This is a genomic window from Cytobacillus sp. Bva_UNVM-123 (assembly GCF_046351715.2).
Lineage (GTDB): Bacteria > Bacillota > Bacilli > Bacillales > Cytobacillaceae > Cytobacillus.
This window is the reverse complement of the sequence record NZ_CM177772.1, coordinates 4,058,093-4,079,711: the sequence shown is the minus strand read 5'-3', so window position 1 is coordinate 4,079,711 and position 21,619 is coordinate 4,058,093. Positions and strand designations below refer to the sequence as shown.

24 protein-coding genes and 1 pseudogene are annotated in these 21,619 nt (G+C 34.0%); 12 read left to right on the top strand and 13 right to left on the bottom strand.

Annotated features, from left to right (window positions below; translation table 11 throughout):
* Nucleotides 1-115: 115 nt before the first annotated feature.
* Nucleotides 116-433: a hypothetical protein gene (locus tag KDN24_RS21005; protein WP_409974284.1), complete on the bottom strand. Its 318-nt coding sequence runs from the start codon at nucleotides 431-433 to the stop codon at nucleotides 116-118.
* 203 nt (nucleotides 434-636) lie between these two features.
* Between KDN24_RS21005 and KDN24_RS21000 the strand changes: the two genes are divergently transcribed.
* Complete coding sequence (locus tag KDN24_RS21000) at nucleotides 637-1,377, top strand: hypothetical protein (protein WP_409974285.1); 741 nt, start codon at nucleotides 637-639, stop codon at nucleotides 1,375-1,377.
* A 110-nt stretch (nucleotides 1,378-1,487) separates the two neighbouring features.
* Here KDN24_RS21000 and KDN24_RS20995 read toward each other — a convergent pair whose 3' ends face one another.
* Both KDN24_RS20995 and KDN24_RS20990 read right to left on the bottom strand, forming a co-directional pair.
* Nucleotides 1,488-2,762, bottom strand: coding sequence for a Y-family DNA polymerase (locus tag KDN24_RS20995; RefSeq protein ID WP_409974286.1), 1,275 nt, complete (start codon nucleotides 2,760-2,762; stop codon nucleotides 1,488-1,490).
* Between the two features lies 1 nt (nucleotide 2,763).
* Entirely contained in the window at nucleotides 2,764-3,099 is a 336-nt protein-coding gene (locus KDN24_RS20990; protein WP_409974287.1) for a YolD-like family protein, read from the bottom strand.
* Between the two features lie 331 nt (nucleotides 3,100-3,430).
* Here KDN24_RS20990 and KDN24_RS20985 point away from each other — a divergent pair, with 331 nt between their 5' ends.
* Complete coding sequence (locus KDN24_RS20985) at nucleotides 3,431-4,504, top strand: Mu transposase domain-containing protein (protein WP_409974288.1); 1,074 nt, start codon at nucleotides 3,431-3,433, stop codon at nucleotides 4,502-4,504.
* Here KDN24_RS20985 and KDN24_RS20980 read toward each other — a convergent pair whose 3' ends face one another.
* Complete coding sequence (locus KDN24_RS20980) at nucleotides 4,505-4,714, bottom strand: sigma factor-like helix-turn-helix DNA-binding protein (RefSeq protein ID WP_409974289.1); 210 nt, start codon at nucleotides 4,712-4,714, stop codon at nucleotides 4,505-4,507.
* Between the two features lie 482 nt (nucleotides 4,715-5,196).
* On the opposite strand from KDN24_RS20980, the gene KDN24_RS20975 reads away from it, so the two are divergent.
* The 4 genes from KDN24_RS20975 (at nucleotide 5,197) to KDN24_RS20960 (ending at nucleotide 7,599) form a co-directional block, all read left to right on the top strand.
* Nucleotides 5,197-5,358 carry a hypothetical protein gene (locus tag KDN24_RS20975; protein ID WP_491348149.1) on the top strand — a complete coding sequence of 54 codons (162 nt, stop codon included), beginning with the start codon at nucleotides 5,197-5,199 and terminating at the stop codon, nucleotides 5,356-5,358.
* Between the two features lie 63 nt (nucleotides 5,359-5,421).
* Entirely contained in the window at nucleotides 5,422-6,051 is a 630-nt protein-coding gene (locus tag KDN24_RS20970) for a hypothetical protein (protein WP_409974290.1), read from the top strand.
* A 448-nt stretch (nucleotides 6,052-6,499) separates the two neighbouring features.
* Nucleotides 6,500-7,270, top strand: a complete 771-nt coding sequence (locus KDN24_RS20965; protein WP_409974291.1) for a hypothetical protein — start codon at nucleotides 6,500-6,502, stop codon at nucleotides 7,268-7,270.
* Nucleotides 7,270-7,599, top strand: coding sequence for a hypothetical protein (locus KDN24_RS20960; RefSeq protein WP_491348148.1), 330 nt, complete (start codon nucleotides 7,270-7,272; stop codon nucleotides 7,597-7,599). Before KDN24_RS20965 ends, KDN24_RS20960 begins: the two co-directional genes overlap by 1 nt.
* 145 nt (nucleotides 7,600-7,744) lie before the next feature.
* Here KDN24_RS20960 and KDN24_RS20955 read toward each other — a convergent pair whose 3' ends face one another.
* The 4 genes from KDN24_RS20955 to KDN24_RS20940 form a co-directional block, all read right to left on the bottom strand.
* Entirely contained in the window at nucleotides 7,745-8,002 is a 258-nt protein-coding gene (locus KDN24_RS20955) for a hypothetical protein (protein WP_409974292.1), read from the bottom strand.
* 425 nt (nucleotides 8,003-8,427) lie between these two features.
* Nucleotides 8,428-9,297: a PhzF family protein gene (locus KDN24_RS20950; protein ID WP_409974293.1), complete on the bottom strand. Its 870-nt coding sequence runs from the start codon at nucleotides 9,295-9,297 to the stop codon at nucleotides 8,428-8,430.
* Nucleotides 9,298-9,327: 30 nt separating this feature from the next.
* The gene (locus tag KDN24_RS20945) at nucleotides 9,328-10,179 is read right to left on the bottom strand and encodes an ornithine cyclodeaminase family protein (RefSeq protein ID WP_409974294.1); all 852 of its coding nucleotides are present in this window, start codon (nucleotides 10,177-10,179) and stop codon (nucleotides 9,328-9,330) included.
* 182 nt (nucleotides 10,180-10,361) lie between these two features.
* On the bottom strand, nucleotides 10,362-11,657 hold the full coding sequence (locus KDN24_RS20940; RefSeq protein WP_491348498.1) for an ATP-dependent nuclease: 1,296 nt from the start codon (nucleotides 11,655-11,657) through the stop codon (nucleotides 10,362-10,364).
* Nucleotides 11,658-11,738: 81 nt separating this feature from the next.
* Here KDN24_RS20940 and KDN24_RS20935 point away from each other — a divergent pair.
* Nucleotides 11,739-12,074: pseudogene (locus KDN24_RS20935) on the top strand (alpha/beta hydrolase family protein); the annotation flags it as partial.
* A gap of 193 nt (nucleotides 12,075-12,267) precedes the next feature.
* Here KDN24_RS20935 and KDN24_RS20930 read toward each other — a convergent pair.
* Nucleotides 12,268-12,864, bottom strand: coding sequence for a hypothetical protein (locus tag KDN24_RS20930; RefSeq protein WP_409974295.1), 597 nt, complete (start codon nucleotides 12,862-12,864; stop codon nucleotides 12,268-12,270).
* Nucleotides 12,865-13,109: 245 nt separating this feature from the next.
* Between KDN24_RS20930 and KDN24_RS20925 the strand changes: the two genes are divergently transcribed.
* Nucleotides 13,110-13,844: a polysaccharide deacetylase family protein gene (locus KDN24_RS20925; protein WP_409974296.1), complete on the top strand. Its 735-nt coding sequence runs from the start codon at nucleotides 13,110-13,112 to the stop codon at nucleotides 13,842-13,844.
* A 225-nt stretch (nucleotides 13,845-14,069) separates the two neighbouring features.
* The gene (locus KDN24_RS20920) at nucleotides 14,070-14,615 is read left to right on the top strand and encodes an HXXEE domain-containing protein (RefSeq protein ID WP_409974297.1); all 546 of its coding nucleotides are present in this window, start codon (nucleotides 14,070-14,072) and stop codon (nucleotides 14,613-14,615) included.
* A 61-nt stretch (nucleotides 14,616-14,676) separates the two neighbouring features.
* On the opposite strand, the gene qoxD is transcribed toward KDN24_RS20920, so the two are convergent.
* Genes qoxD through qoxA form a run of 4 tightly spaced genes read right to left on the bottom strand, consistent with a single transcriptional unit; the run spans nucleotide 14,677 to nucleotide 18,449 of the window.
* On the bottom strand, nucleotides 14,677-14,961 hold the full coding sequence (qoxD, locus tag KDN24_RS20915; protein WP_409974298.1) for a cytochrome aa3 quinol oxidase subunit IV: 285 nt from the start codon (nucleotides 14,959-14,961) through the stop codon (nucleotides 14,677-14,679).
* A gap of 2 nt (nucleotides 14,962-14,963) precedes the next feature.
* Complete coding sequence (locus KDN24_RS20910; protein WP_409974299.1) at nucleotides 14,964-15,560, bottom strand: cytochrome (ubi)quinol oxidase subunit III; 597 nt, start codon at nucleotides 15,558-15,560, stop codon at nucleotides 14,964-14,966.
* 3 nt (nucleotides 15,561-15,563) lie between these two features.
* Nucleotides 15,564-17,504 (bottom strand): cytochrome aa3 quinol oxidase subunit I, encoded by a 1,941-nt coding sequence (gene qoxB, locus KDN24_RS20905; protein ID WP_409974300.1) that lies wholly within the window; start codon nucleotides 17,502-17,504, stop codon nucleotides 15,564-15,566.
* Between the two features lie 45 nt (nucleotides 17,505-17,549).
* Entirely contained in the window at nucleotides 17,550-18,449 is a 900-nt protein-coding gene (gene qoxA, locus KDN24_RS20900; protein WP_409974301.1) for a cytochrome aa3 quinol oxidase subunit II, read from the bottom strand.
* A gap of 398 nt (nucleotides 18,450-18,847) precedes the next feature.
* On the opposite strand from qoxA, the gene KDN24_RS20895 reads away from it, so the two are divergent.
* The 3 genes from KDN24_RS20895 (at nucleotide 18,848) to deoC (ending at nucleotide 21,575) form a co-directional block, all read left to right on the top strand.
* Nucleotides 18,848-19,042, top strand: a complete 195-nt coding sequence (locus tag KDN24_RS20895; RefSeq protein ID WP_409974302.1) for a hypothetical protein — start codon at nucleotides 18,848-18,850, stop codon at nucleotides 19,040-19,042.
* A 133-nt stretch (nucleotides 19,043-19,175) separates the two neighbouring features.
* A complete protein-coding gene (pdxR, locus tag KDN24_RS20890; protein ID WP_409974303.1) occupies nucleotides 19,176-20,609 on the top strand; it encodes a MocR-like pyridoxine biosynthesis transcription factor PdxR in 1,434 nt (477 codons plus the stop codon).
* A 312-nt stretch (nucleotides 20,610-20,921) separates the two neighbouring features.
* On the top strand, nucleotides 20,922-21,575 hold the full coding sequence (deoC, locus tag KDN24_RS20885) for a deoxyribose-phosphate aldolase (protein ID WP_409974304.1): 654 nt from the start codon (nucleotides 20,922-20,924) through the stop codon (nucleotides 21,573-21,575).
* Nucleotides 21,576-21,619: the final 44 nt, after the last annotated feature.

Sequence of the window (21,619 nt, the reverse complement as noted above, 5' to 3'; positions counted from 1 at the left end):
TGTTTTTAGTGTTTCTAAATAATAATCATTAAAAATTAGGAATTCTATTAATAAGCTGAAAAATAACCCAATGTATGAAAAATATGATAGGCATGGGTTATTTTTCTGCATTTTTTTAAAATGGATTGTGCCCGATAATAAATGGACTTATGAAAATAGCATTAGCACCAATAAATAATATCCAAAACGATAAGGATGTAAGCCTCCTCTTAAAGTAGAGCCTATCTTTGAAAAGAAACAATCCAATTATAAGGGTATTTAGGGCAAATAATATGTATGAAATCCCAAACCAATTAATCCAAATATTCCCTAACAATTCAATTTCATAAATAGCGTAGAAATCCTTAACTATGTAAAGTAAGAGATATAATCCAATTACTAAGAAAAATAGGGCTTCTGATGAAATTAACGCAACTTTTTTTAATTCACTCACATGACTACTCCTTCCAATTTTTTATCACTACGTTTCTAGTATTATTCAAAATATCATTAAATATGTCTAAAAAATTCCATTTGAGCTTATTGTCGTTTAAAGACTAGTAATATCGCAATTTGTTGTTAAAATATCCTTTATTTTACAAATATTAACTATTACAATAGTAGTTGCATTACAAATTAAATTTTAGGAGGAATGAAATGAAGCTTTTTAGAACATTTTTTACATTTTTCACCCTATTAATCTTTGTTTTCTCGCTGTCTAATGCGAGTGCAGCCACGGTCAGTAACGAGAAAGATCTTCAAAAACAGCTAAATGAGCAATTAAAATATCTTGAATCAGCTGATGGCTATATAGGATATTTAGAAGATCTTATTACTGAAGGAAATGAGTTAGCAAAGGAGGGACTTGAAAAATTTCTTGCTTTAGAAAAAAATGAACAAGAAGCGTTTCTTTTAATTCTTTCTGATACTGGACATTTGTTAGATGAAATTTCAAGAGGAAGCTCAAGTATAACTATTAATGGCGAAGAATTTCAAATTGGAGTAGAAGCAAATGATGAAACTCCACGAAATTCATTAGCAGCTTCAAAAACCGAAGAAAAAAGTTATAGTTTGTATGTAGGCTCTTTAAAAGTTTCAACCATTTATTCAAGCGTAACTTTTGAGCATAATGGTGGAAATGCTACAAAAGTAGTAACAGGAAACCACTGGCATTCAAATATTAATCCTGCAATGATTTGGACGAAACAAACAGGATCTGATTATCTTTCAGGAGGATTAGCTTATCATCGTGGGGAATGGACTGTTTATGCTACTGGAGGATTAGGATTTATTAATGATACATTTAAGCTTTGGGTAGGAGCAAATGCAACATCACGTTACTGGCAACTTGATTCTACACATCCTAATTTCCCATTGATTCCTTGGACTAAATTTTAAGAAAAAAATATAACCAACAAACAGGATACGTAAAAATGTCCATTTGTTGGTTTTTTATTGGTCAATGTCAATATGTTATAGTGACAAATAAAAAAGCCCTCATTCGAGAGCTATTGTTTATGTCCACCAATCATACCAGCACGTTGCTTTGCTGTACCACCTTTTGTGTAAGAGGCCGCTCTAAGAATGGCGGCTTTTCCAAATTTATTCCGAATTGTATCAATAGTATTATCTAATGCTTCTTGCTTTCTCATTTCGTCAGTATCCATAAATAAATTAAGCTGCATATCATACTTGCTTAATACTTTACCTACAGAAACATTTACCTGTCGCACGACTTGACCAGTATAATAAGTACGAAAAATTCTTAAACACACATCTGTAATTTCTTTAGTTTGACTAGTAGGTGACATTAATTTCAATTGATGAGAAAAGCCTTTTTCATATTCTGCCTTACTGTAGCCAATTCCTAAATGAACAACTCCACCAACTACATTATTTCTCCTTAGTCTCGCAGCTACGTCTTCAACCATTTCACGAATGATCGTTTCAACTTCATAAGGATCTTCATAATCTCTGAGTAGTATTTGACTTCTTCCATACGAATTTTCTTTTGGTGGGACCCTTTTAGATATTCGACTAAAATCCACTCCCCAGGCATGATAATATAACTGTTCACCAATGACACCAAGCTTCTTTTTAAGTAATTTTACATCACAATTTGCTAGACTTTTCACAGAAAAAATCCCCATTGAATTTAGAGTACGAGCAGTACGTGAGCCGATTCCCCACATATCAGTTAGGTTAGGAATTTTCCATATTGTTTCTTGGACATTCTCATAGCTCCAGTAAGCAATCCCATCTTTAGTTTTCTTAGAGGCATTATCTAAAGCTAATTTGCTAAGTAATAAGTTGTCGCCAATCCCAATCTTAGCAATTAATCCTAACTCTTCGCATATTTCTTTTTGAATCTGTTTAGCGATTGTAAATTTGTCACCAAATAATCGTCTGCTCGATGTACAGTCTAAAAAGCTTTCATCAATTGAGTAAATGTGTAGATCATCATTACTTACGTATCTTCGATAAATATTTTGAATAGCACGATTCTGTTCTAAATATAGCTTCATTCGAGGTTCAACAATAATGATTCTAGGATCATTAGGAATCTCGAATAGCCTATTAGTAGTTTTTATTCTGAAATCACGTTTGACAGAAGGGGAAGCGGCTAACACAACTGAGCCTGGTTGATCTTTTTTCCCTATAACAACTAAATAAGTGGTTAGGGGGTCTAGTCCTCTCATTACACATTCTACGCTAGCGAAAAAAGCTGTCATGTCTATACAAAGAATGTCTCGTTTAGGTAGATTTTTTAAATCAAATATCATATTAAAGTTCCTCAATTGATTGAATTTGTTTAATGCCAATGTTGACTTTATTATTTTGAATATCCATCAATTGAATTTTTTGCTCTATGGGGTCATATTTTTTCACATAACCAATTGTTTCAATTATTTTTCCGTATTCATCATTAAAGATTGATGATGTTATTTTAATTATCGTTTTATTCTCCATAGATAATTGCAGCAAAACATTAAACATTTCTAATTCCTGTTCTTCAAGAAACACAGGTTGTATTTTGGTTTTATTATGGTAATGGATATCTTCATTGTGTTCACTTAACATAAAACCTTGCCATTTTTGCATGCCCCTATCTTTGTACATAAAATCATGCTCCTTAGATCAAGTAAAATTAATTTATGTTTATTATATGCAAACAAACGTTCTTTATTCAATCAAAAATCGAACAAGAGTTCGATGTAATTTTTGGTAAAGGAGGTCTGAATGATGAAGGGTTCACTTATGAAGTTGTTATAACTGGTGTTATATTAGATATGTTTTACCAAGCTAAGATAAAATAAGTCAACGAATAATAAAGGTGCTATCCTTGAATAAGGAAATGAAGGTGAATTAGTTAGAGAATATGTTTTTATTGTATTAGAAAATACAAGGATTTTTTAAAGGTTTAAGGTATCAGCATTTAGTTCATTTTTTTTTGGATGGGTTTATTCATGCGTTTGAATTCTTAGGAGGAGTTCCAACGGAGGGTCTACTTGATAATCTTAAAACAGCCGTACAAAAAGTTCTACAAGGCAGGGACAGACTAGAACAAGATGCCTTTATTGGACTCCAGGTTCATTATGTTTTTAAAGCTGAATTCTGTAATCCTGCAAGTGGAAATGAAAAAGGTCGTGTCGAAGGCGCTGTAGGATACGTAAGACGTAATGCCTTGGTGCCTTACCCTGAAGTACAATCCATGGATGTGCTGAATGAATTTATCTCTTGGATTGTTTTAAAGGAAGCTAATAGGACTCACGTCCCTAATAAATCTGAAAAGGTTCTAGAAATGTGGGTGAAAGAAAAAGAACATCTTCATCCCCTTCCGGCCAATCGTTTTGAAGCTTGTAAGCTTGTGTCCCGTAAAGAAAATAAAACTTCTCTTATAACAGTAGAAACAAATCATTATTCTGTTCCATGTAGCTATGCTGGTCAAACTGTGTGGGTAAAAAATTTTGTTGATCGAGTAATCGTTGTGGCTCAAAACCGTGTGATCGCTGAACATCCTCGCTCCTATGAAAGCAATCAAATTATTACGATTCTGGATCATTATTTAGAAGTATTACTTAAGAAACCACGGGCAATTCGGGACTCTCACGCATTCCAATCTTCAGAAGTTCCTGATGTCTTCAGGAGATTCCATTTGAAAATGCGAGAGCAGGAAGGTTCAGCGAGCGATCAAAAGTTCATTCGACTTCTCCTCCTTCATCGAGATATTGGCATGGAAAATTCGACGAATGCTCTATTGGAAGCAAAGAAAACGCAAGTTTTCCGTTATGAGAAAGTCCATGAGATCATCCGCCTCTCCCCAGTCGAATTAGAATTGGTGGCCGAGTTGAAAATCAAGGGGGATAAAGACTTTCTGAATTTCTTTCCTGCGTTTGGCTACGATTTTTCTAATATTGGAGGCAGATCCTTTAAAATCATATTCATCTATCAATCTCTTATAAATTTTGATGGCTGTATGCTTTTGCTTTTTCCAGATTTTTTGATCATCAATTCAAGCCACTGATCAATGATTGGCAATACCCGTTTTGTTTCTGAAGAATCTCCTTAATCCCATACACAGTTTTTCGCAAGATAGTTGTTGCGCAGTGTCTTCTCTAAGATATTTACTTACTGTATTACTGGAGATACCAAGTTTTGTCGCTATTTGCCTTTGCGACAAACCTTCAACCTCTTTTAAAAATTTGATATTATGAAATTGAGCCATTTGAATCATCCTTTTCTTCCTCTTAGATGTAGTAAGTTTGGTCACTTTCTATCATAAGAGAGGTTAATAGAATTGGAAATTAAGTAGCTCATTTTTTATGTGATCAAATCGTATAAAAGTGGCTCAAAACTAACTTATCAAAAACACATTAAGTGGTTTTCTTTTTTATATGCGGTGGTGCAACTTATGATATTCAGTGGTGCAATAGGGTAATAATATTCATCCAGAATTGAACTTTCACTCTAAATTTATAATATTTGCTTTATCATTAACTCGATTAATTTTACCCTCGCCGGGGATGTAAGGCTAGCTCCCTATTGTATAGAGTCATAGGACATATTCGAATAAGCTTAAGCCTCTTGTTCAGTTGCTAACTTTAGAATAGATTTTGATCTAAATATTTAATTTAGCCATATTAATAAGAGGGTTATATGTATCCGTGTAGAATATTTTCTAAAAGTGTAAAAAAATCCAATAGGGAGTGAATTCTTATGTTGAAATGGAATATTATTATTTTTCTAGGGATGTTAACGATGGGATCCTCTATTTTACTATTAACTTTTAAATTTGATATATTATTCTCTTTTTTTGTACTTTTAGGAGGATTGCTGATTTATATTATCGGAAAACATAAAAAAAACAGAAAATATTGAAAATAAAATCTCCTTATAGTAATATTAATTTGTAAAATATTACAAGAGAGGGGATTATTAACAATGAAGAGAATTTTTGTACCTTTTCTGTTTCTTTTTGCCATGGGATTTGTATTTCTAAGTAATACTAATAGTACTTTTGCTTCAACTACCTCTATAACGGAAGGTGATTTTTCTAAAAAAGATATTGTCGCAGAGGAATCTATTGAAGAATCTATTGAAGAATCTATTGAAGAATTTATTGAAGATACAGATCTTGAAATGCTAGGCTTACCTGATTTAACACCAATTCATTCTGCATATATGAAGACAGAAATTTATCAAAGTGGTGGCCGTGTAAACATAGAATATAATTATCTTTTTATGAATTCTCGAGAAGCAGCTCAATATGCTTCTAAAGTTGAAGCAAGTGTATATGAAGGTGTCGCGTGGTTTATAGGATCCATAATACCTAAAGCTTCTCCATACTTTTCAGTTCTAGGTTTCTATACAGTTACTGAGAGAGCCGTATTCGCGAGTAATATCAGAGCATACTCTGATTATGGGAAGCCAGTTTTAATAGTTCAGGGCTATGATCATAATACTGGTCTCAAATTTAACTCTGTGTACTCTTGGGATGGAAGAATGGGCACAATATATCCAAGAATGAGTAGTTCAGAAAAAATTACTGCAACATTTTATAGAGAGTTTTAAAAATTTTATTTTTAATAGAGTTTGATAACCCTATCCATTCCTATAAGGGAAAATGCTTGTTCTGAGAAGAATACTTAGATAGCGAGTATATACTGTATTTTAGCTGTAAAAAAGGCTGATAGAAATTTTTCGAAATCTACCAGCCTCTTTGTTTATTTGTATTCAATATCACTTTATTTTCAAGAATAATGAGTTTTCCTTCTTTCTATAAGATAACTAATTTGGTTTGTATCTTGAACAATAGCATTATCTATTTTTATATAGATTTTGTCATATAAGGATGCTATTTTTATTGCAAAATAGAAGTGCAGGGCTTTGCAAGGTAAAACTGCAGAGTCCTGTACTATTTTTATAGGGCATAAAAAAAGACTTGCCAGTCACCCCAAGTTCCTCTACTGTAATTGGTGTCGAATCAACTTAGAGTGGAGGAATGGAAAGGATGCTAGCAATGTCTGATATTAATTGTATCAAACACTTAAGGAACAACAAAGAGTTATCTATTACCAATATACAAAGAACCTTAAACATTAATTGGAGAACAGCGAAGAAATATGCGGACGGGGAACAATTACCCGAAGCAACTATAACTAAAAAGAGTGGCATGATGTATGAAGAAAAATGGGGAAATATTGTTTCAGACTGGCTATTTGAAGATTCTAAAATGAGGAGAAAAGATAGAAGAACGACCAAGCAATTGTTCAAAGAATTACAGGGTCTAGGATTTGAAGGGTCCTACCGGACCATTTGTTATTTCGTTCAAGAGTGGAAAAATACGCACAATTACGAAAAAGACAAGGGTTTTGAACGGTTAGAATATCCTCCTGGAGAAGCACAAGTAGATTTCGGTGTCATGGAAGCTGTACAAGACGGAGAACTAGTAGATATTCGTGCTTTAATCATGTCTTTTCCTTATAGTAATTCAGGGTTTGCCATACCTTTACCGTCTGAAAATCAAGAATGTTTCTTATTTGGATTCAAGCAACTTTTCCAACAGGCAGGCGGTGTACCTATAAAGGTAAGAATTGATAATCTTACTCCTGCTGTAAAAAAGTACGTTCAAAAACAGAAGAAGTTCAACTCACTGACGAGTTTATCTCCTTTCAAAATCACTATGGTTTTGAGGTCAAAGCCTGTAATCCAAGGAGTGGACATGAAAAAGGAAACGTTGAGAACAAGGTCGGATATGTTCGATATAACTTCTTTAATAAGGCACCATTGATGAGCAGTTTTGAAGACTTAACAGTTCAATTAGAAAGACAATTAATAGAGGACCGGAACCGCCTGCATTATGAGAAGAATGTGCTTATCAACGAACTTTGGGAACAAGAGAGGAAACAGCTGCTTCACCTTCCTGAGGCAGATTATCCTGTATTTAAGGAAGAGCTGGGAAAAGTGAATAAATACAATGAATTAAAAATTGATCAGGTGCTCGTTCATGTTCCGAGAGCGTCCAATTATAGTCTTCTACATGTTCATCTAACCTGGGACATGGTTAAGGTGATTTCACCGGATGATTCCTATTCTTTTTTATTATTTATAGCAATTTAACGGTTATTCCATAAATCTAAAAGCCCTTATTAATAAAGGGCTTTTAAATTATCCATCATAATAACTACTTTGACATCATTTACCGTATTTTTGTTTCCACCACCATTTGAACAATGCATATCCAAATGGGTAAAATAGTGCAACTTTATTTTAAACAGTATGACTTTATTTCAAAACCACAATCACCTGTTGGTTTTGAATAAAGTTTGATAAAAATATATTGATTTTTTTTCATTACTAATTTAACTCCTGCTTCACCAGAAACCCCCACTACTAATCTTGTAAGACCATCTGTCTGTGCTACACCTTTAACATGGACTTCAATTGAATCAATACTATAATTAGTAAAGCCTTTAACTAAATCTTGTAATTGCTCAATAGGGTAGAGCAAAAACAACTCCACTCACACCACCAGAAGGAACAAACTGTTTCTGGGGCTCTCCCTCTGGGCCAGTAACTTTTTTCTCCAGATATATTCAATAAAAACATAAAATAACGTACCTCACTGTCTAATTTAAGTGAAGTAGGTGTCCTGCCTTAGCGACATATGCACAAAGCCTGAAGACAAGCAGAATTCATGTGTTGTAATAGAAAGATGATACTAACAAGCAGAAATAATGGGTTTAGACCTCTTAAGCCCCCCATTGATATAGGGGGTTGCCTTTGTATATAGCCCGAATTTATGCTTAAAAATATAATTGGCTATAATAATAGCTAACATATTACCAAGGATATTTAATTAAGAAAAAAATAGCCATACTAGATGTAACATAACACCTAATCCAGCTATCTTATTATTTCAATTTATTAGATATTTATATTCTACAATTATATTTCAACCTCTGTTTCGGACAAATTCAATGCTTTTCCGCCCACCTTTACCTCAATAATTTCTTTCCCTTGAGTGGTTAACGCTATAACTATTTCTGAAGGTTTTTTCATAGAGTAACCTTGCTCAACAGATATATTAATAACATGTTCAGGTTTGATTTTACCATATTTATATAGATAACATGAAAGGGCACCATTGGATGTACCAGTTGCAGATTCTTCTGGAATTCCATATAAAGGTGCCAAATTTCTACAGTGAGCATTTGAACCCTTTAGTGATTCAAGGGTAAAAATATGATAACCAATGGTATTATATTTACTGCTGATATTTGTTACTTTTTCAAAATCTGGCTTTATAGAATTTAATATATCTAAGTTTCTAATCGGTACAAGTATATCCCTAAGGCCAGTAGATACAATTTGCACTGGTAGATCCCCCAACATTTCATCTATAGTAATATTTAAGGAATCTGCAATTTCCTCCTTGTCTATTATTTCATAATAGCTTGGAGCATTTTGATCCATCATAATTGATAGGTCTTCCATTACTTCTACATTTAAAATTCCAGCCTTTGTTTCTTGAGAATATTTTCCAGGTTTAATATACCCTTGGCTTGAAAGTGTATAGAACGCTGCTATCGTTGCATGGCCACAAAGATCAACCTCTTCATTAGGTGTAAAGAATCTAACCTTGAAGTCAGCAAGGTCTGACCTCATGACAAAAGCAGTCTCACTAAAACCGATGATACCTGCTATTTTTTTCATGTCCTCATCTGATAGATAATCAGCGCTAAGTACCACTCCGGCAGGGTTCCCTCCCTCAATGGATTTTGCAAATGAATTTAATGTATAAACTTTTAACTTCATAATATGATCCCTCCAAATTGTATATCGATTTTATATTTGCACGATTGTCCCAACATTCGTTTCTTCTGCTTTTGATACAATATATTTTGAAACTGCAAGATCCTGCAATGCTATGCCAGTACTATCAAAAATCGTAATTTCTTCATCACTTGTACGTCCTTTCGCATTTCCAAGTATGAATTGTCCGATTTCAGTCAAATTGTTTTTGCCTAATATACCAGCCCTTATAGCACTTTGTGTTTCTCCGACTGTCGATGCTTGTGTAATATCATCTACATATACAGAAGCTACCTCAAAGATCTTTTCATCTATTTCCTGTTTTCCAGTCATGTCTGCCCCCACACGGCTGAAATGTATGCCTGGCTTAATCCACTCCTTAAAAATCAGTGGTTTTCGCGAAGGCGTTATCGTAATTACTGCATCGGTTTCCTCCAAAGCTTTCACTGGATTTTCTACAGCTACAAACTGAACTGACTCAATTCTTTGTTTCCAGTTCTTATTATAAGTATCGTTGATATCATTTATGATTTTATCTAGTTCCGTCTTTATTGAATACTGGAATTTTGATGCATTTTCATATTTTTCGGGGTTATATATATATACCTTGTTGATTGTCTGAACTTGAGATAGAGTGGCTGCTATTTGAAAAATCGCCTGAACTCCTGTACCTACAATCATTAGTGTTTTTGAATCTTGTTTTGACAGGTGTTTCACGCCTATTGAACCTGCTGCTCCAGTACGCATTCCTGTCAAATAACTTGCGTTGATCATTGCCTTAGGAAACCCATTCTTCAAATCAAATAACATAGTCAGCCCAGTTATAGCTGGAAGCCCTTGATTTTTATTATCACCAAACCATGAAAAGGCGATGAAACCTTCCATTAAGAAAATGCGCGTTTTCGTAAGGAGAAAAAGTTGTATGTTTAGATCAAGAACAGGAAATATTACAGAAAAACAATAAAGCCGATGATTCCTTAGTGTAGGAAAAACCGGCTTAATGCATAGCGAAATCATCTAGTGATAATTATAAAGACTTATTGCACTTTATTCTATAGAAATCACTGTTATTTAACAGTAATTATATAATTTTCATCGGGTTCTGGTAGCCACTCTTCTTTAGCCTCCCTGAGTACATCCCAATCATAATAACTAAGCAGGAGTTCATTGTCATGATTTAGAACATCTTCCAACGGAATATTATATGCAAACCGTACTATATTTAACAATCCGATAGGTAAATCATTAATTTTTATTCCCTTTAAATACTCATATGCAGCAAATGATTTTGAACTCCCTTTTTCATAATCCGCTGGCATTTCCGCTTCAAAAGTATGCCGAAACACAGCTTTTTTATTATCTTGATTTTTAGATAACCTTTCTATTTTATGATTGAGAGTCAAAACAGCTTTTAAAGCAGCTTTACTTCTTTTCTCATCCTTTTTATTATACTCTGTGATATCATAATCGTGTATACAAGTATACTTTACACCAAAATTATTAAGGACGTTTGGTACAACATACATTGTACCTTTACCGGCACAATTTACTACAGACGTCCTATTATAAATGTCACTTTCTAATTCATTACCTTCCACGAGCTTTTCTCCAATTAATTTTAGTGCAACTACTTCTGTATCCCCTTCCACCAAAATTACATTTTCGGCAAAAAATATTTCATTAACGTATGGATTAAATTTTAATAGAGCCTGAAATTTGTCCTTCTCTTGAGTCGGTAATCCAAAAATATCTGAATCCACTTGATGAGCAAACACATTTTTATTATCATCAAGCGAAAATTTAGCTAAAGTTCTATTGGACCGTGACAAATCTATAAAATTAGGAGAATGCGAAGTTGCCAAAACTTGAAAAAAGCTTTCATCTGCTAAGCTATAGAGTGTGTCTTTAAATACTCTAGCGAGGTGAGGATGTAGATAAAGCTCTGGTTCTTCAATAGCTATTATTAATGGTCTACCTACACCTTTTTCTTCAGATTGATATTTTTTATTATACATCTTAAATCCTTTAAGGATAGACAATATAAAAGTACGTTGAACACCATTTCCCTGATGATCTAATAAAGTTTCGAGTCCATTATAGTCAAAATTAGGCTTTAAAGAAGTCCCAACTATCTCATCCAAAGGATTTATATCAACATTAAACCTTATTTTTGTTTCAGTTACCTCTTTCAAAAATCCTTGAACTTCATTTTCAAAATACTTAATTTGTTCATTATCATGTGCATTGATTTTATCTTGCAAAAGTTCGGTTTTAGCCTGGGCCTCTTTATATTCATCTAAATTTTTAATAACATCTTTATATAGAGTAGACAGGGTTTTCATATATGGAGATGAATCCTTAATATCGTCACTTGCATTTTTTACCGCTGGGATATATATAATCTCAGGGAAAACATTTAGAAAATGAGAACCTCCTTTCCCGCCACCTATATCCCTTACTTTATGAGGATGTATTTAGGAAATACTCCATGGAATGATCCAGAGATATATGCTAAAACATCACCGATGACATATATTAAATCAGCCTGTACGCCCACTTTAATCCAACATGGCGAAAAAGATGCAAGAGTTCCAGTACCAAATGCATATGAGCTATATCAAGGATTAAGAGATATGGAAGTTGATACAGAATTAATTATATTTAAAGGAATGGCCTATAGTTCTGACCAGCCAGGAATTAATGCGGCTATTATGAAGCAGAATTTGATGTGGTTTTCACACTATATTCTTGGAGAAAGTATGAAAGATTTTAGGGTTTAATGATTAATAAATGGATATCCTCACAGGATACCTAAGGTTAAAAATAATCATGTGATAATTTAAGATTAACCCCGGATCATTGTAAATTCGATTCGGGGTTTTTATTCATACGAATTTGTGATATTAGTAAAAGCGGAAAAAAATCTGAAGATAAAGTTCCGGTTTTATGTCAGTTGAAAATTTTGTATTTAATTTAAATTTTAATTATTATTTCAAGACCTGTGGAATTATACTTAAAAGGTGTATTGTATTCTTTGAAAATCATTTCAATACCTGATAGATCGTCAGGTAGCGCTGGGGATACTATGAAGTTCATGGAAGAATGATTCATAGAGTCAGAACTATTTATCCTTCGGCATTCGTATTGTTCACCTAAAAATAATTCAAAATAAGAATCAATATGTTGGTTATTCATTATATCATTAGGAACTCGATCAATATTAAATTGTACTATACTTGCATTTTTATATTGACGAATAAAGGGCACTGAGTATAAACACTGTCCCTTTTCAATGGATTTAAAAATAGATATATTTTTTTTGAATTCGTTTGGTTTAATCCGTGGTCTAAATTCTTCAGATTTTTGTACAGCTTCAATAACTGTTTCTATTAAATCTTTGTAAAGAACAAAGTTTTTAGACCAATATGGAATATATTTAGAAAATGAGAAAAATGGATCATTATCAAAAATCATCTTACATTGTTTCAATGACTGACAAAGCTGTTCACCGATTAAGTAATTTTTTTCTTCATATGGATTATTTGAAAAGTCAAAGGGCTTTTGCTCCAAAATACTCATCCTCCTTATTATTCGGATTTAACATATATTTTACATGTTTTATCTAATTTGCAAAAGAATTCTCATATAGAAAAGCCAAGAAACAATTAGTGATAATTGTTCTGAAATGAGGATGGATTTTAAAAACAAAAAAATGGGTAGATGGAATGAAATATTGGAGAAATCATCATAATCCGATGTTTTTGGAGGAACAATATATTGAACAATAATAAAAAGGATAAAAAGCGAGGAGTTTTATGAAAAAGGTTGCCATGTTTTTCCTATGCCTTCTTATATTATTTCTTCCATCACAAGCTTTTGCTCAACGGAAAATACCTATTTTAGTTTATCATTCGATTGACGAATTTAAAGGACAGGGTTCAAAGGAGTTATATGTAACACCGAAGAACTTCGAGAAACAAATGATTTATCTAAGAGATCATGGCTATACATTATTAACTTTTGAGCGTTGGCAAGACATTTATAAAGTAAACAAACCCATTTTCATTACCTTTGATGATGGGTACAAAAACAATTTGAATGCATTTGGTATCTTTCAAAAACTAAAAAACGAACGTTTTAAACCAACTGGTACCATGTTTATTATTTCTGACTTTATCGGTCGCTCCAACCGATTATCGAAATCGGATATAAAAATGATGGCTGATTCGGGGATTATCTCCATTCAGTCTCATACTGCTACACATCCTGATTTGACGAAAATAAAAAATTATGAATATGAATTGAAAGGATCCAAAGATAAAATCCAAAAAATAACGGGCAAACCAGTTAATGCTCTTGCGTATCCATACGGAAATTTTAGTAACAAGGTCGTAGCAGAAACGAAGAAATACTATATGTTTGGGCTTACGACAACTCCTGAACTATTTTCTGAGAAGGGCATAAAAGACGAATTGTATCTTTTACCACGAATCTATATCAAATATTCAACTACTCTTGATGAATTTGCGAAGATCGTTAACGGAGAATGAGGGCGGTTACTATACTAGGTAATCGTTTTTTTTTTGGAACCAAGGGAAAGTGGTTAATAGTGTAGATAAGCAAATAGGTTAAGAAACTGGAAAATTACTAGTTAGAACTAAGAAAATCTTCAAAGACCACCCATTTAGTCACTGTCTAATTCTTAAATTCGATCCATGGCATAAAATATATTAATTAGATAGACATGCTCAGGTATCCCCATGAGGAGGCTAAAGATGCTAGAGACAGTATATGAACTTTTTTATATTGAAACAATTATTTGGTTGTTCCCTGTCACTTTTATGTTCCATGGCTTAGAGGAGATTATAACTATTGAGAGTTTTATAACAAAGTACAAAAATAAGGTTCGGGAAACTTTCCTTGTCAAACTTACGTTAACCATCAAAAAAAAATTGGGTGCGAAATCTGTCCAACTTTCTATTAGTATGGCATGGATTTTGCTTTTTATATCATTTATCGCATTTATGACCGTTTGCCTGCTGCCAATCGGGGCAAACTTTCTTCTATTTACTGCTGCATTAAATGTATTCTTTATACAGTCATTTTCTCATATTGGTCAAACGATTATTTTTCGTAGTTATACACCTGGTGTCATAACGGCGTTATTCATCGTAATTCCCTATTCTATCCTTACCTATAACCGCTTGTTTGAATTAGGTTTCATAGACAGTCATTTACTATTCAAAAGTATTCCCCTAAGTATTTTTATGGCACCAATTTTTCTTATAGGGAATCTTTTAGGACGGAAACTAATACGATAATCAATTTCATCTAATGTATAACAAAAGAAGCGTCTTTAAAAGACGCTTCAAAACAATTAAATTATACATAACCCCATATCATACAAAGTAATGTACCAAAAATAGTTACAAGACCAATCACCAATGAGTAATAAATATTTGTGTAAATGGGTCCTTTATCTTTTGTTTCACTAGCGTGCATAAATACAATTAGCTGAAGTGCTGCTTGTATGAAGGCAGTAATGAGTAGGACTGTCATGCCTATTGTGAATGGCATGTTAGTGAAGTAAACCATAAGGGCTACTGCCGTAAGTATTAGTGAAAATACAAAACCCATGACTTGTTTACGCGGAAATAATTCACTCATGTTTACATCAGTCCTTTCAGGTAGATGAAGCTAAAAATGAAGATCCAAACAACGTCTAGGAAATGCCAATAAAGTGAAAATATAAATGATTTATTAGCCGTTTCAGGAGTTAATCCACGCTTCCTCATTTGAAGGATAATGGATATTCCCCAAAATAGACCAAACGTAACGTGAGCTCCATGTGTTCCTAATGTTGTTATTAAGATTGCGGTAAATGCACTTGTTTGTAATCCTGCTCCAACGTGATAAAAGTGATTAAACTCATAAATCTCGACACATAAGAATCCGAGACCAAGAAGAAGTGTAATCCAAAAGAATGTCATCATGGCCTTCAGTCTGCCGAGACGCATAGCATGAATGGCTAATCCAATCGTAAAACTACTTGTTAACAGTATAAAGGTTTCAATCAATACAGGCGCGATTTCAAAAATATCTGTTCCTGCTGGACCGGTACCGGTACGATCCACTAATGTAAAGTATGCGGCAAAAAGTGTACCAAAAAGCATAATTTCGGCACCTATAAAAATCCAAAATCCTAAAATATTAGCTTGGTTTTGTCCTGTACTATATTCTAGAGGTAGCGAGTTATCTATTTTCATTATTTAAGCACCTCGCGATGTTTCAGTTTTTTGAATTTCATTTACAGAGATGTAACGACCATGATCGTTCTCAAATGAGCGATGGGCCAGACACGCAAAGATGCCAATGGTTGTGATGATGGCAGGAATCCACATTCCGAATACAAATGAGAATCCCCATGCAAAGAAGATACAGCCCATAATGAAAGGAACACCACTATTATTTGGCATATGAATTTTTTCATAATAACCAGGGAATAATTCATGCCCACGCTTCTTTGCATCCCATAACGGTTCAACAGATTTAACCTGTGGCGTAATGGCAAAGTTATATTCTGCAACTGGACTATGAGTAGCCCACTCAAGAGTACGTGCATTCCATGGATCTGAACTGATCTTTCTGGAAGAGTGACGAGTACTGTAGTAAACGTTGTAAACAATTAAACAGAAACCGATAGCAAGTCCAATTGCTCCGATAAACGAAAGCATATTCGAAAAACCAAATCCAGTTGAAGAAGAGTAAGTGTACATCCGACGTGCTTGACCATCTAATCCAGAGAAAAACATGGGCATGAATGCTAATAGAGTGCTCATGGAAATTACCCAAGCTTCCACTTTCCCAATTTTATCATTCAACTTGAAGCCGAACATTTTTGGCCAATAGTAATGGAGACCAGCAAGCATCGCGAACACGACACCAGGAATAATCACCATATGGAAATGGGCAACTAAGAACATCGTATTATGGTATTGGTAGTCGGCGGCTGACATTCCAAGCATAACCCCAGTCACTCCACCGATTGTGAAAATCGGAATAAATAATAATGAATAAAGCATTGGAGTTGTAATAACAATTTTTCCTTTCCAAAGTGTAAATAACCAGTTGAATATTTTAACTCCTGTTGGAACTGCAATGGCCATCGTTGTAATTGAGAAGATACTGTTTGTTAAAGCTCCTTGACCCATTGTAAAGAAATGATGCGTCCAAACTAAGAATGATAATACAGAGATTATGACCATCGAGCCGACCATTGATTTATAGCCGTAAAGATTGCGGCCTGAGAAAGTAGAAATAATCTCACTATAAATACCAAATGCAGGAAGAATCAAAATATATACTTCGGGATGTCCCCAAACCCAGAAGAAGTTTGCCCAAAGCATATCCATTCCGCCATTTGTGGAGGTAAAGAAGTTAGTGGCAAATAATCGATCCATCGTTCCCATAATAAGTGCCACTGTTAATACTGGAAAAGCGAACACGATAATAACATTAGCCACTAAGGAAGACCATGTAAACATGGGCATTTTCATTAAAGACATACCAGGTGCTCTCATTTTTAAAATAGTGGTAATCATATTAATACCAGTCATTAATGTCCCCAAACCGGAAATCTGAAGAGCAAACATATAATAATTTACTCCCACAGATTCACTAAATTCATTTGCTGCAAGCGGGAAATAATTAGTCCATCCTGCATCCGGTGATCCTCCTATGACAAAGGAGATGTTTAATAACATGGCCCCCATAAAAAATAACCAAAAGCTCAGTGCGTTCAGTCTTGGGAAAGCTACGTCACGAGCACCAATTTGTAATGGAACAATATAGTTCATAAAGGCCATAATAAATGGCATGGCCATAAAAATTATCATGACAGTTCCATGAGTAGTGAAAATTTCATTGTAATGTTGCGCATCTAGCAACTTATTTTCAGGAACAGCTAGTTGGGCACGCATCATAATAGCATCTGCTCCACCTCTGAAAAGCATTAATAGAGCAGAAATCAAATACATAATCCCAATACGTTTGTGGTCAACGGTAGTCAACCATTCACGCCAAAGATATCCCCATTTTCTAAAATATGTTAATCCTGCAATTATCCCGATAACTGTTAGCCCAATGGCCACCATTGATGCATAAATAGCGGGGTTAGGATGAGGAACGGCAAATCGTTCGAAGTAATCCATTTTACATAAATCTCCTTCCGGGTTGTATAAGTTTCAGTTATAGTTTTAATGTTTATCATCCGATGTTACAGTGTCAGAATGGGTATCCTTATTAGCATGTTCTAATTTATTTGAACCGTGATGTCCTTCAGGAGGCGGTAAAAAATCCAAATGTGTACCCGTGAAGGTTGACTGCCCAACAATAGCTGGTTTCAACAATTCATTAAATTTTTCTTCCGTTAAAGGTTCAGCTGTATTTTTTACATCGTCTATCCAATCTTCGAATTTATCTTGAGTCATGGCTGTGACATTAAAGGTATTTTCGGCAAACCCTTTCCCACTGAAGCTTGCATTTCGTCCCATATATTCACCTGAAACATCAGTTGCCAAATGTAAAGTGTTTACCATATCCGCCATTGCGTATTTTTGGCCACCTAGTTGAGGAATCCAAAAACTTGTGATTGGTCCGTACGAATAAAGCTTAAATTCTAAAGGGCGGCCAACTGGAATATACAAATAATTAACCGTTTCAATGTTTTCTTCAGGATAGCTAAAATGCCATTTCCAATTAGAAGTGGCAGCGTAAATCACAAGCGGCTCCTTATCTTTGTATTTTTCTGGAGTAGCTTCAACTTTATAGTTGCTTTGGACAGATAGGATAGATAAGAATGTAACAATTAACACAGGAATTCCAATACATATTGCTTCAACACGTATACTTCCCTCTATATGTGGTGGCTCGTAATCAGAACTTTGTTTTGAAGCACGGTATTTTATTACCATAAATGAAAGCATGGCAAATACGGTAATGACAATAAAAGACATGATCAATATAGAAATCATAATGTCTTTAGCTTGTGTCTCTGCTTGGGGACCTTTAGGGTCTAAAACCAATAACGGCTCGCACCCTATTAACAGTGTGGTAATAGTAAAAAAAATAGTTAGTAAAGCCCCTTTTTTTTTCATAAATAAACTCCTTTACTTTTTTATGTTCAAGTAAAAATGAAATGGTTTTGATAGGTTACTGATTCACAATTGATTTTTATACTAATGACACCCATTTTTAAATGCAATTAAATGTAAAGATGTTTCACAAATTGTTCAAATAAGAAAAAATTTTTTTAAGGGATATTTAGCTATTTAATAGCTTTCAAAAATCTTAAAATAGCTTAATAAATGGGCTTTTACAATAAGGTTAAGATGAAGGGAGATGGTGAAATACAATAAAGTGGATGGTGAAATTTATTTAAAAATGGATGGGTGCAAATATTACTTTTTATTTTATAGTGATGATTTAGATGAAATATTATATAAGGGGATTTTTGATAGACTTTTGTTATAAAAATACAGTAAAGAGGTGACGTATGACTATATTGATTGCATTTGTCGTAATTATTTCTATACTAGCTGGGGTTGGGACAGTACTCGTAGCGAGTAAAAGTGATAAAAATTATCGTAACTCTACAAAAAGAAATACTACTAACTTAACATTCATATATGCTATCGTTATTCTATTGTCTGTCATCGCGCTTGGTGTTTATATTAGTAAAATTGTTTAGAAGATAGTAACGTAAATACCCTATTGGTACCTGTGACTCAATAGGGTATTTATTTGTATTAATGGGAAAAGTAAGGAAAATTGGGTTACAATAAATAAAACAAAAACAAGTTTTTAAAAAGGGATGCAAATAAATGGATTGGAATATTGATCGAAAAGCTAAAAAACCGATTTATAAACAAATTGCTGAGTATATTGAAAATGGCATTGCTGATGGAACTTTTCCGCCAGATAAACCCTTACCCTCTGAGCGATATTTAGCTAAGGAGTTAAATATAAATAGGAGTACTGTTGTCGCTGCATATGATGAGCTTGAATCAAATGGTCTCATTCAACGTAATCGTGGAAGTGGTACTACGATAAGTAAAGATATATGGGGGATCACAAAAAAACGTATACCTAGCTGGAACAGATACATTGAAGCAGGTTCATTTTTACCTAATCTACCAGTCGCTCAAAGAATACGTAAAGAGATGGAAGAGCAAAAATTAATCAATTTAGCCAGTGGTGAATTATCGGAAGATCTCTTTCCGATGAACGCCTTTAGAGAGATTACTTCAACTAGGTCTTTTATCGGTAGGTTAGGTTATGATCATCCACAGGGAAATGCAATATTAAGGACTACCATTACAAAGCATGTGAGGCAGCTTCGCAATATTGAAACAAACCCATCATCTATTCTGATTACTTCCGGAGCTCAACAGGCTCTACACTTAGTCGTTCAATGCTTATTAAAGCCCGGTGATGCAGTGGTGATTGAGGATCCATCCTATCATTTTAATCTCCCAATATTTAAATCAGCAGGTTTAAGAATTTTCTATTTACCAGTAAGTGAGAATGGTGTAGATCCAAATAAGTTACTAGAATTACACAAAAAACATCGGATAAGAATGATATTTTTAAATCCAGTTTTTCAAAATCCAACGGGAACTTTGCTAAAAGAGAGCCAGCTGAAAGCTATTTTAGAAATATCATCAGAACATGGAATTCCTGTTGTGGAAGATGATCCATATAGTTTAACGTCTTTTAAAGGAGAGGAAGTTTCAACATTAAAATCCCTGGATAAACACGGAAATGTCCTATACATTAGCTCTTTATCGAAGTTTGTTGCTTCGGGTTTAAGAATTGGTTGGATTATAGGACCACGATCGGTAATAGAAAGATTATCTGATGCCAAACAACAAATTGATTTTGGACATGCTAGCTTTACCCAATGGATCGCTAACGATTTTTTAGAATCAGAACATTTCCATTTTCATATCAAGAAATTAGTAAAGGAATTAGAGAAGCGGCGCAATCAAATTGTATCAAGTTTTCATGATTTTCTAAAAGATCAAGTCGCGTTTACGATTCCTCAAGGTGGAATCCATATTTGGTGTAAATTAAAAAGAGATGTAGATGAAATGAAGTTATTAGAAAACTCTATAAAGCGAGGAGTGATCTATGTCCCAGGATCTATGATGGGATCCAAAAAGTGTTATGCACGATTCACTTTTGCAAGAGAGAATGAAGAGACAATAAACGAAGGAATTAAAAGGTTTGCGAATGCCTTTAACTCAACCAGATAAAAAAAGAGAAACATGATTTCATTCATGATTCTCTTTTTTTATGCTCTAGGAGTAAATGGATGGGTAAAAAAGCACCGAAGTGGATGATCAAAAAATACTTACATTCATTATGATAAAAGAGTAGGTTACTCACAATTCATATTCACCCTATAGAATGTTTAGGTGCGCGAATTGATTCACAATTATGTTGTTAAGTTTTTTGTTAGTAATTATTTATCGAGAATGAACAAGCAGCAAGGCCCCACCTCAAAACTTTAGAAGGATCGCGGAAGTTTAGGAGGGAGATCAAAAACGATAAGGGAGGCGGAGTAGATGAACTTTGCAAAATTAATAGATCATACATTACTCTCACCTGTTTCGAATGAAAAAGAAATCATTAATTTATGTCAAGAAGCAAAACAACATGGCTTTGCATCTGTATGTGTAAATCCTGCATGGGTAAGCCTATCAGCAGAACTTTTGCGGGATTCAGAAGTAAACGTGTGTACGGTCATAGGATTTCCTTTAGGTGCAAACACTCTAGAAACAAAGGTATTTGAAACAATAAATGCCATTAAAAATGGAGCTACAGAAATAGATACAGTAATAAATATTGGGGCATTAAAAGATAAAAACTATACACTTGTTGAGGAAGAAATAAGATCAGTTGTGGATGCTGCAAAAGGAAAAGCTCTAGTTAAAGTTATTATAGAGGCCTGTCTATTAACAAATGAAGAAAAAGTAAAAGCATGTAAATTATCTGTCAAAGCTGGCGCAGACTATGTCAAAACTTCAACAGGTTTTTCACTGTACGGAGCAACTGTTGAAGATGTTGCGATTATGAGAAAGGCAGTTGGACCAAATATTGGGGTTAAAGCATCAGGGGGAGTTCGTGACAAGGATGATATAAAATCAATGGTTGATGCAGGTGCATCCAGGATAGGTACTAGTTCAGCCATAAGGATATTGGGAGAACTCGATTCCTGAATGTGGATGGTCTATAACAACCAAAAATAGAATACTATCATACT

Excerpts from the sequence above, each read along its gene's own strand:
- KDN24_RS21000 (WP_409974285.1), top strand. The coding sequence starts at position 637 with ATGAAGCTTTTTAGAACATTTTTTACATTTTTCACCCTATTAATCTTT.
- KDN24_RS20995 (WP_409974286.1), bottom strand. The coding sequence starts at position 2,762 with ATGATATTTGATTTAAAAAATCTACCTAAACGAGACATTCTTTGTATA.
- KDN24_RS20990 (WP_409974287.1), bottom strand. The coding sequence starts at position 3,099 with ATGTACAAAGATAGGGGCATGCAAAAATGGCAAGGTTTTATGTTAAGT.
- KDN24_RS20980 (WP_409974289.1), bottom strand. The coding sequence starts at position 4,714 with ATGATTCAAATGGCTCAATTTCATAATATCAAATTTTTAAAAGAGGTT.
- KDN24_RS20975 (WP_491348149.1), top strand. The coding sequence starts at position 5,197 with ATGTTGAAATGGAATATTATTATTTTTCTAGGGATGTTAACGATGGGA.
- KDN24_RS20970 (WP_409974290.1), top strand. The coding sequence starts at position 5,422 with ATGAAGAGAATTTTTGTACCTTTTCTGTTTCTTTTTGCCATGGGATTT.
- KDN24_RS20965 (WP_409974291.1), top strand. The coding sequence starts at position 6,500 with ATGTCTGATATTAATTGTATCAAACACTTAAGGAACAACAAAGAGTTA.
- KDN24_RS20960 (WP_491348148.1), top strand. The coding sequence starts at position 7,270 with ATGAGCAGTTTTGAAGACTTAACAGTTCAATTAGAAAGACAATTAATA.
- KDN24_RS20950 (WP_409974293.1), bottom strand. The coding sequence starts at position 9,297 with ATGAAGTTAAAAGTTTATACATTAAATTCATTTGCAAAATCCATTGAG.
- KDN24_RS20945 (WP_409974294.1), bottom strand. The coding sequence starts at position 10,179 with ATGGAAGGTTTCATCGCCTTTTCATGGTTTGGTGATAATAAAAATCAA.
- KDN24_RS20925 (WP_409974296.1), top strand. The coding sequence starts at position 13,110 with ATGAAAAAGGTTGCCATGTTTTTCCTATGCCTTCTTATATTATTTCTT.
- KDN24_RS20920 (WP_409974297.1), top strand. The coding sequence starts at position 14,070 with ATGCTAGAGACAGTATATGAACTTTTTTATATTGAAACAATTATTTGG.
- qoxD (WP_409974298.1), bottom strand. The coding sequence starts at position 14,961 with ATGAGTGAATTATTTCCGCGTAAACAAGTCATGGGTTTTGTATTTTCA.
- KDN24_RS20910 (WP_409974299.1), bottom strand. The coding sequence starts at position 15,560 with ATGAAAATAGATAACTCGCTACCTCTAGAATATAGTACAGGACAAAAC.
- qoxB (WP_409974300.1), bottom strand. The coding sequence starts at position 17,504 with ATGGATTACTTCGAACGATTTGCCGTTCCTCATCCTAACCCCGCTATT.
- qoxA (WP_409974301.1), bottom strand. The coding sequence starts at position 18,449 with ATGAAAAAAAAAGGGGCTTTACTAACTATTTTTTTTACTATTACCACA.
- KDN24_RS20895 (WP_409974302.1), top strand. The coding sequence starts at position 18,848 with ATGACTATATTGATTGCATTTGTCGTAATTATTTCTATACTAGCTGGG.
- pdxR (WP_409974303.1), top strand. The coding sequence starts at position 19,176 with ATGGATTGGAATATTGATCGAAAAGCTAAAAAACCGATTTATAAACAA.
- deoC (WP_409974304.1), top strand. The coding sequence starts at position 20,922 with ATGAACTTTGCAAAATTAATAGATCATACATTACTCTCACCTGTTTCG.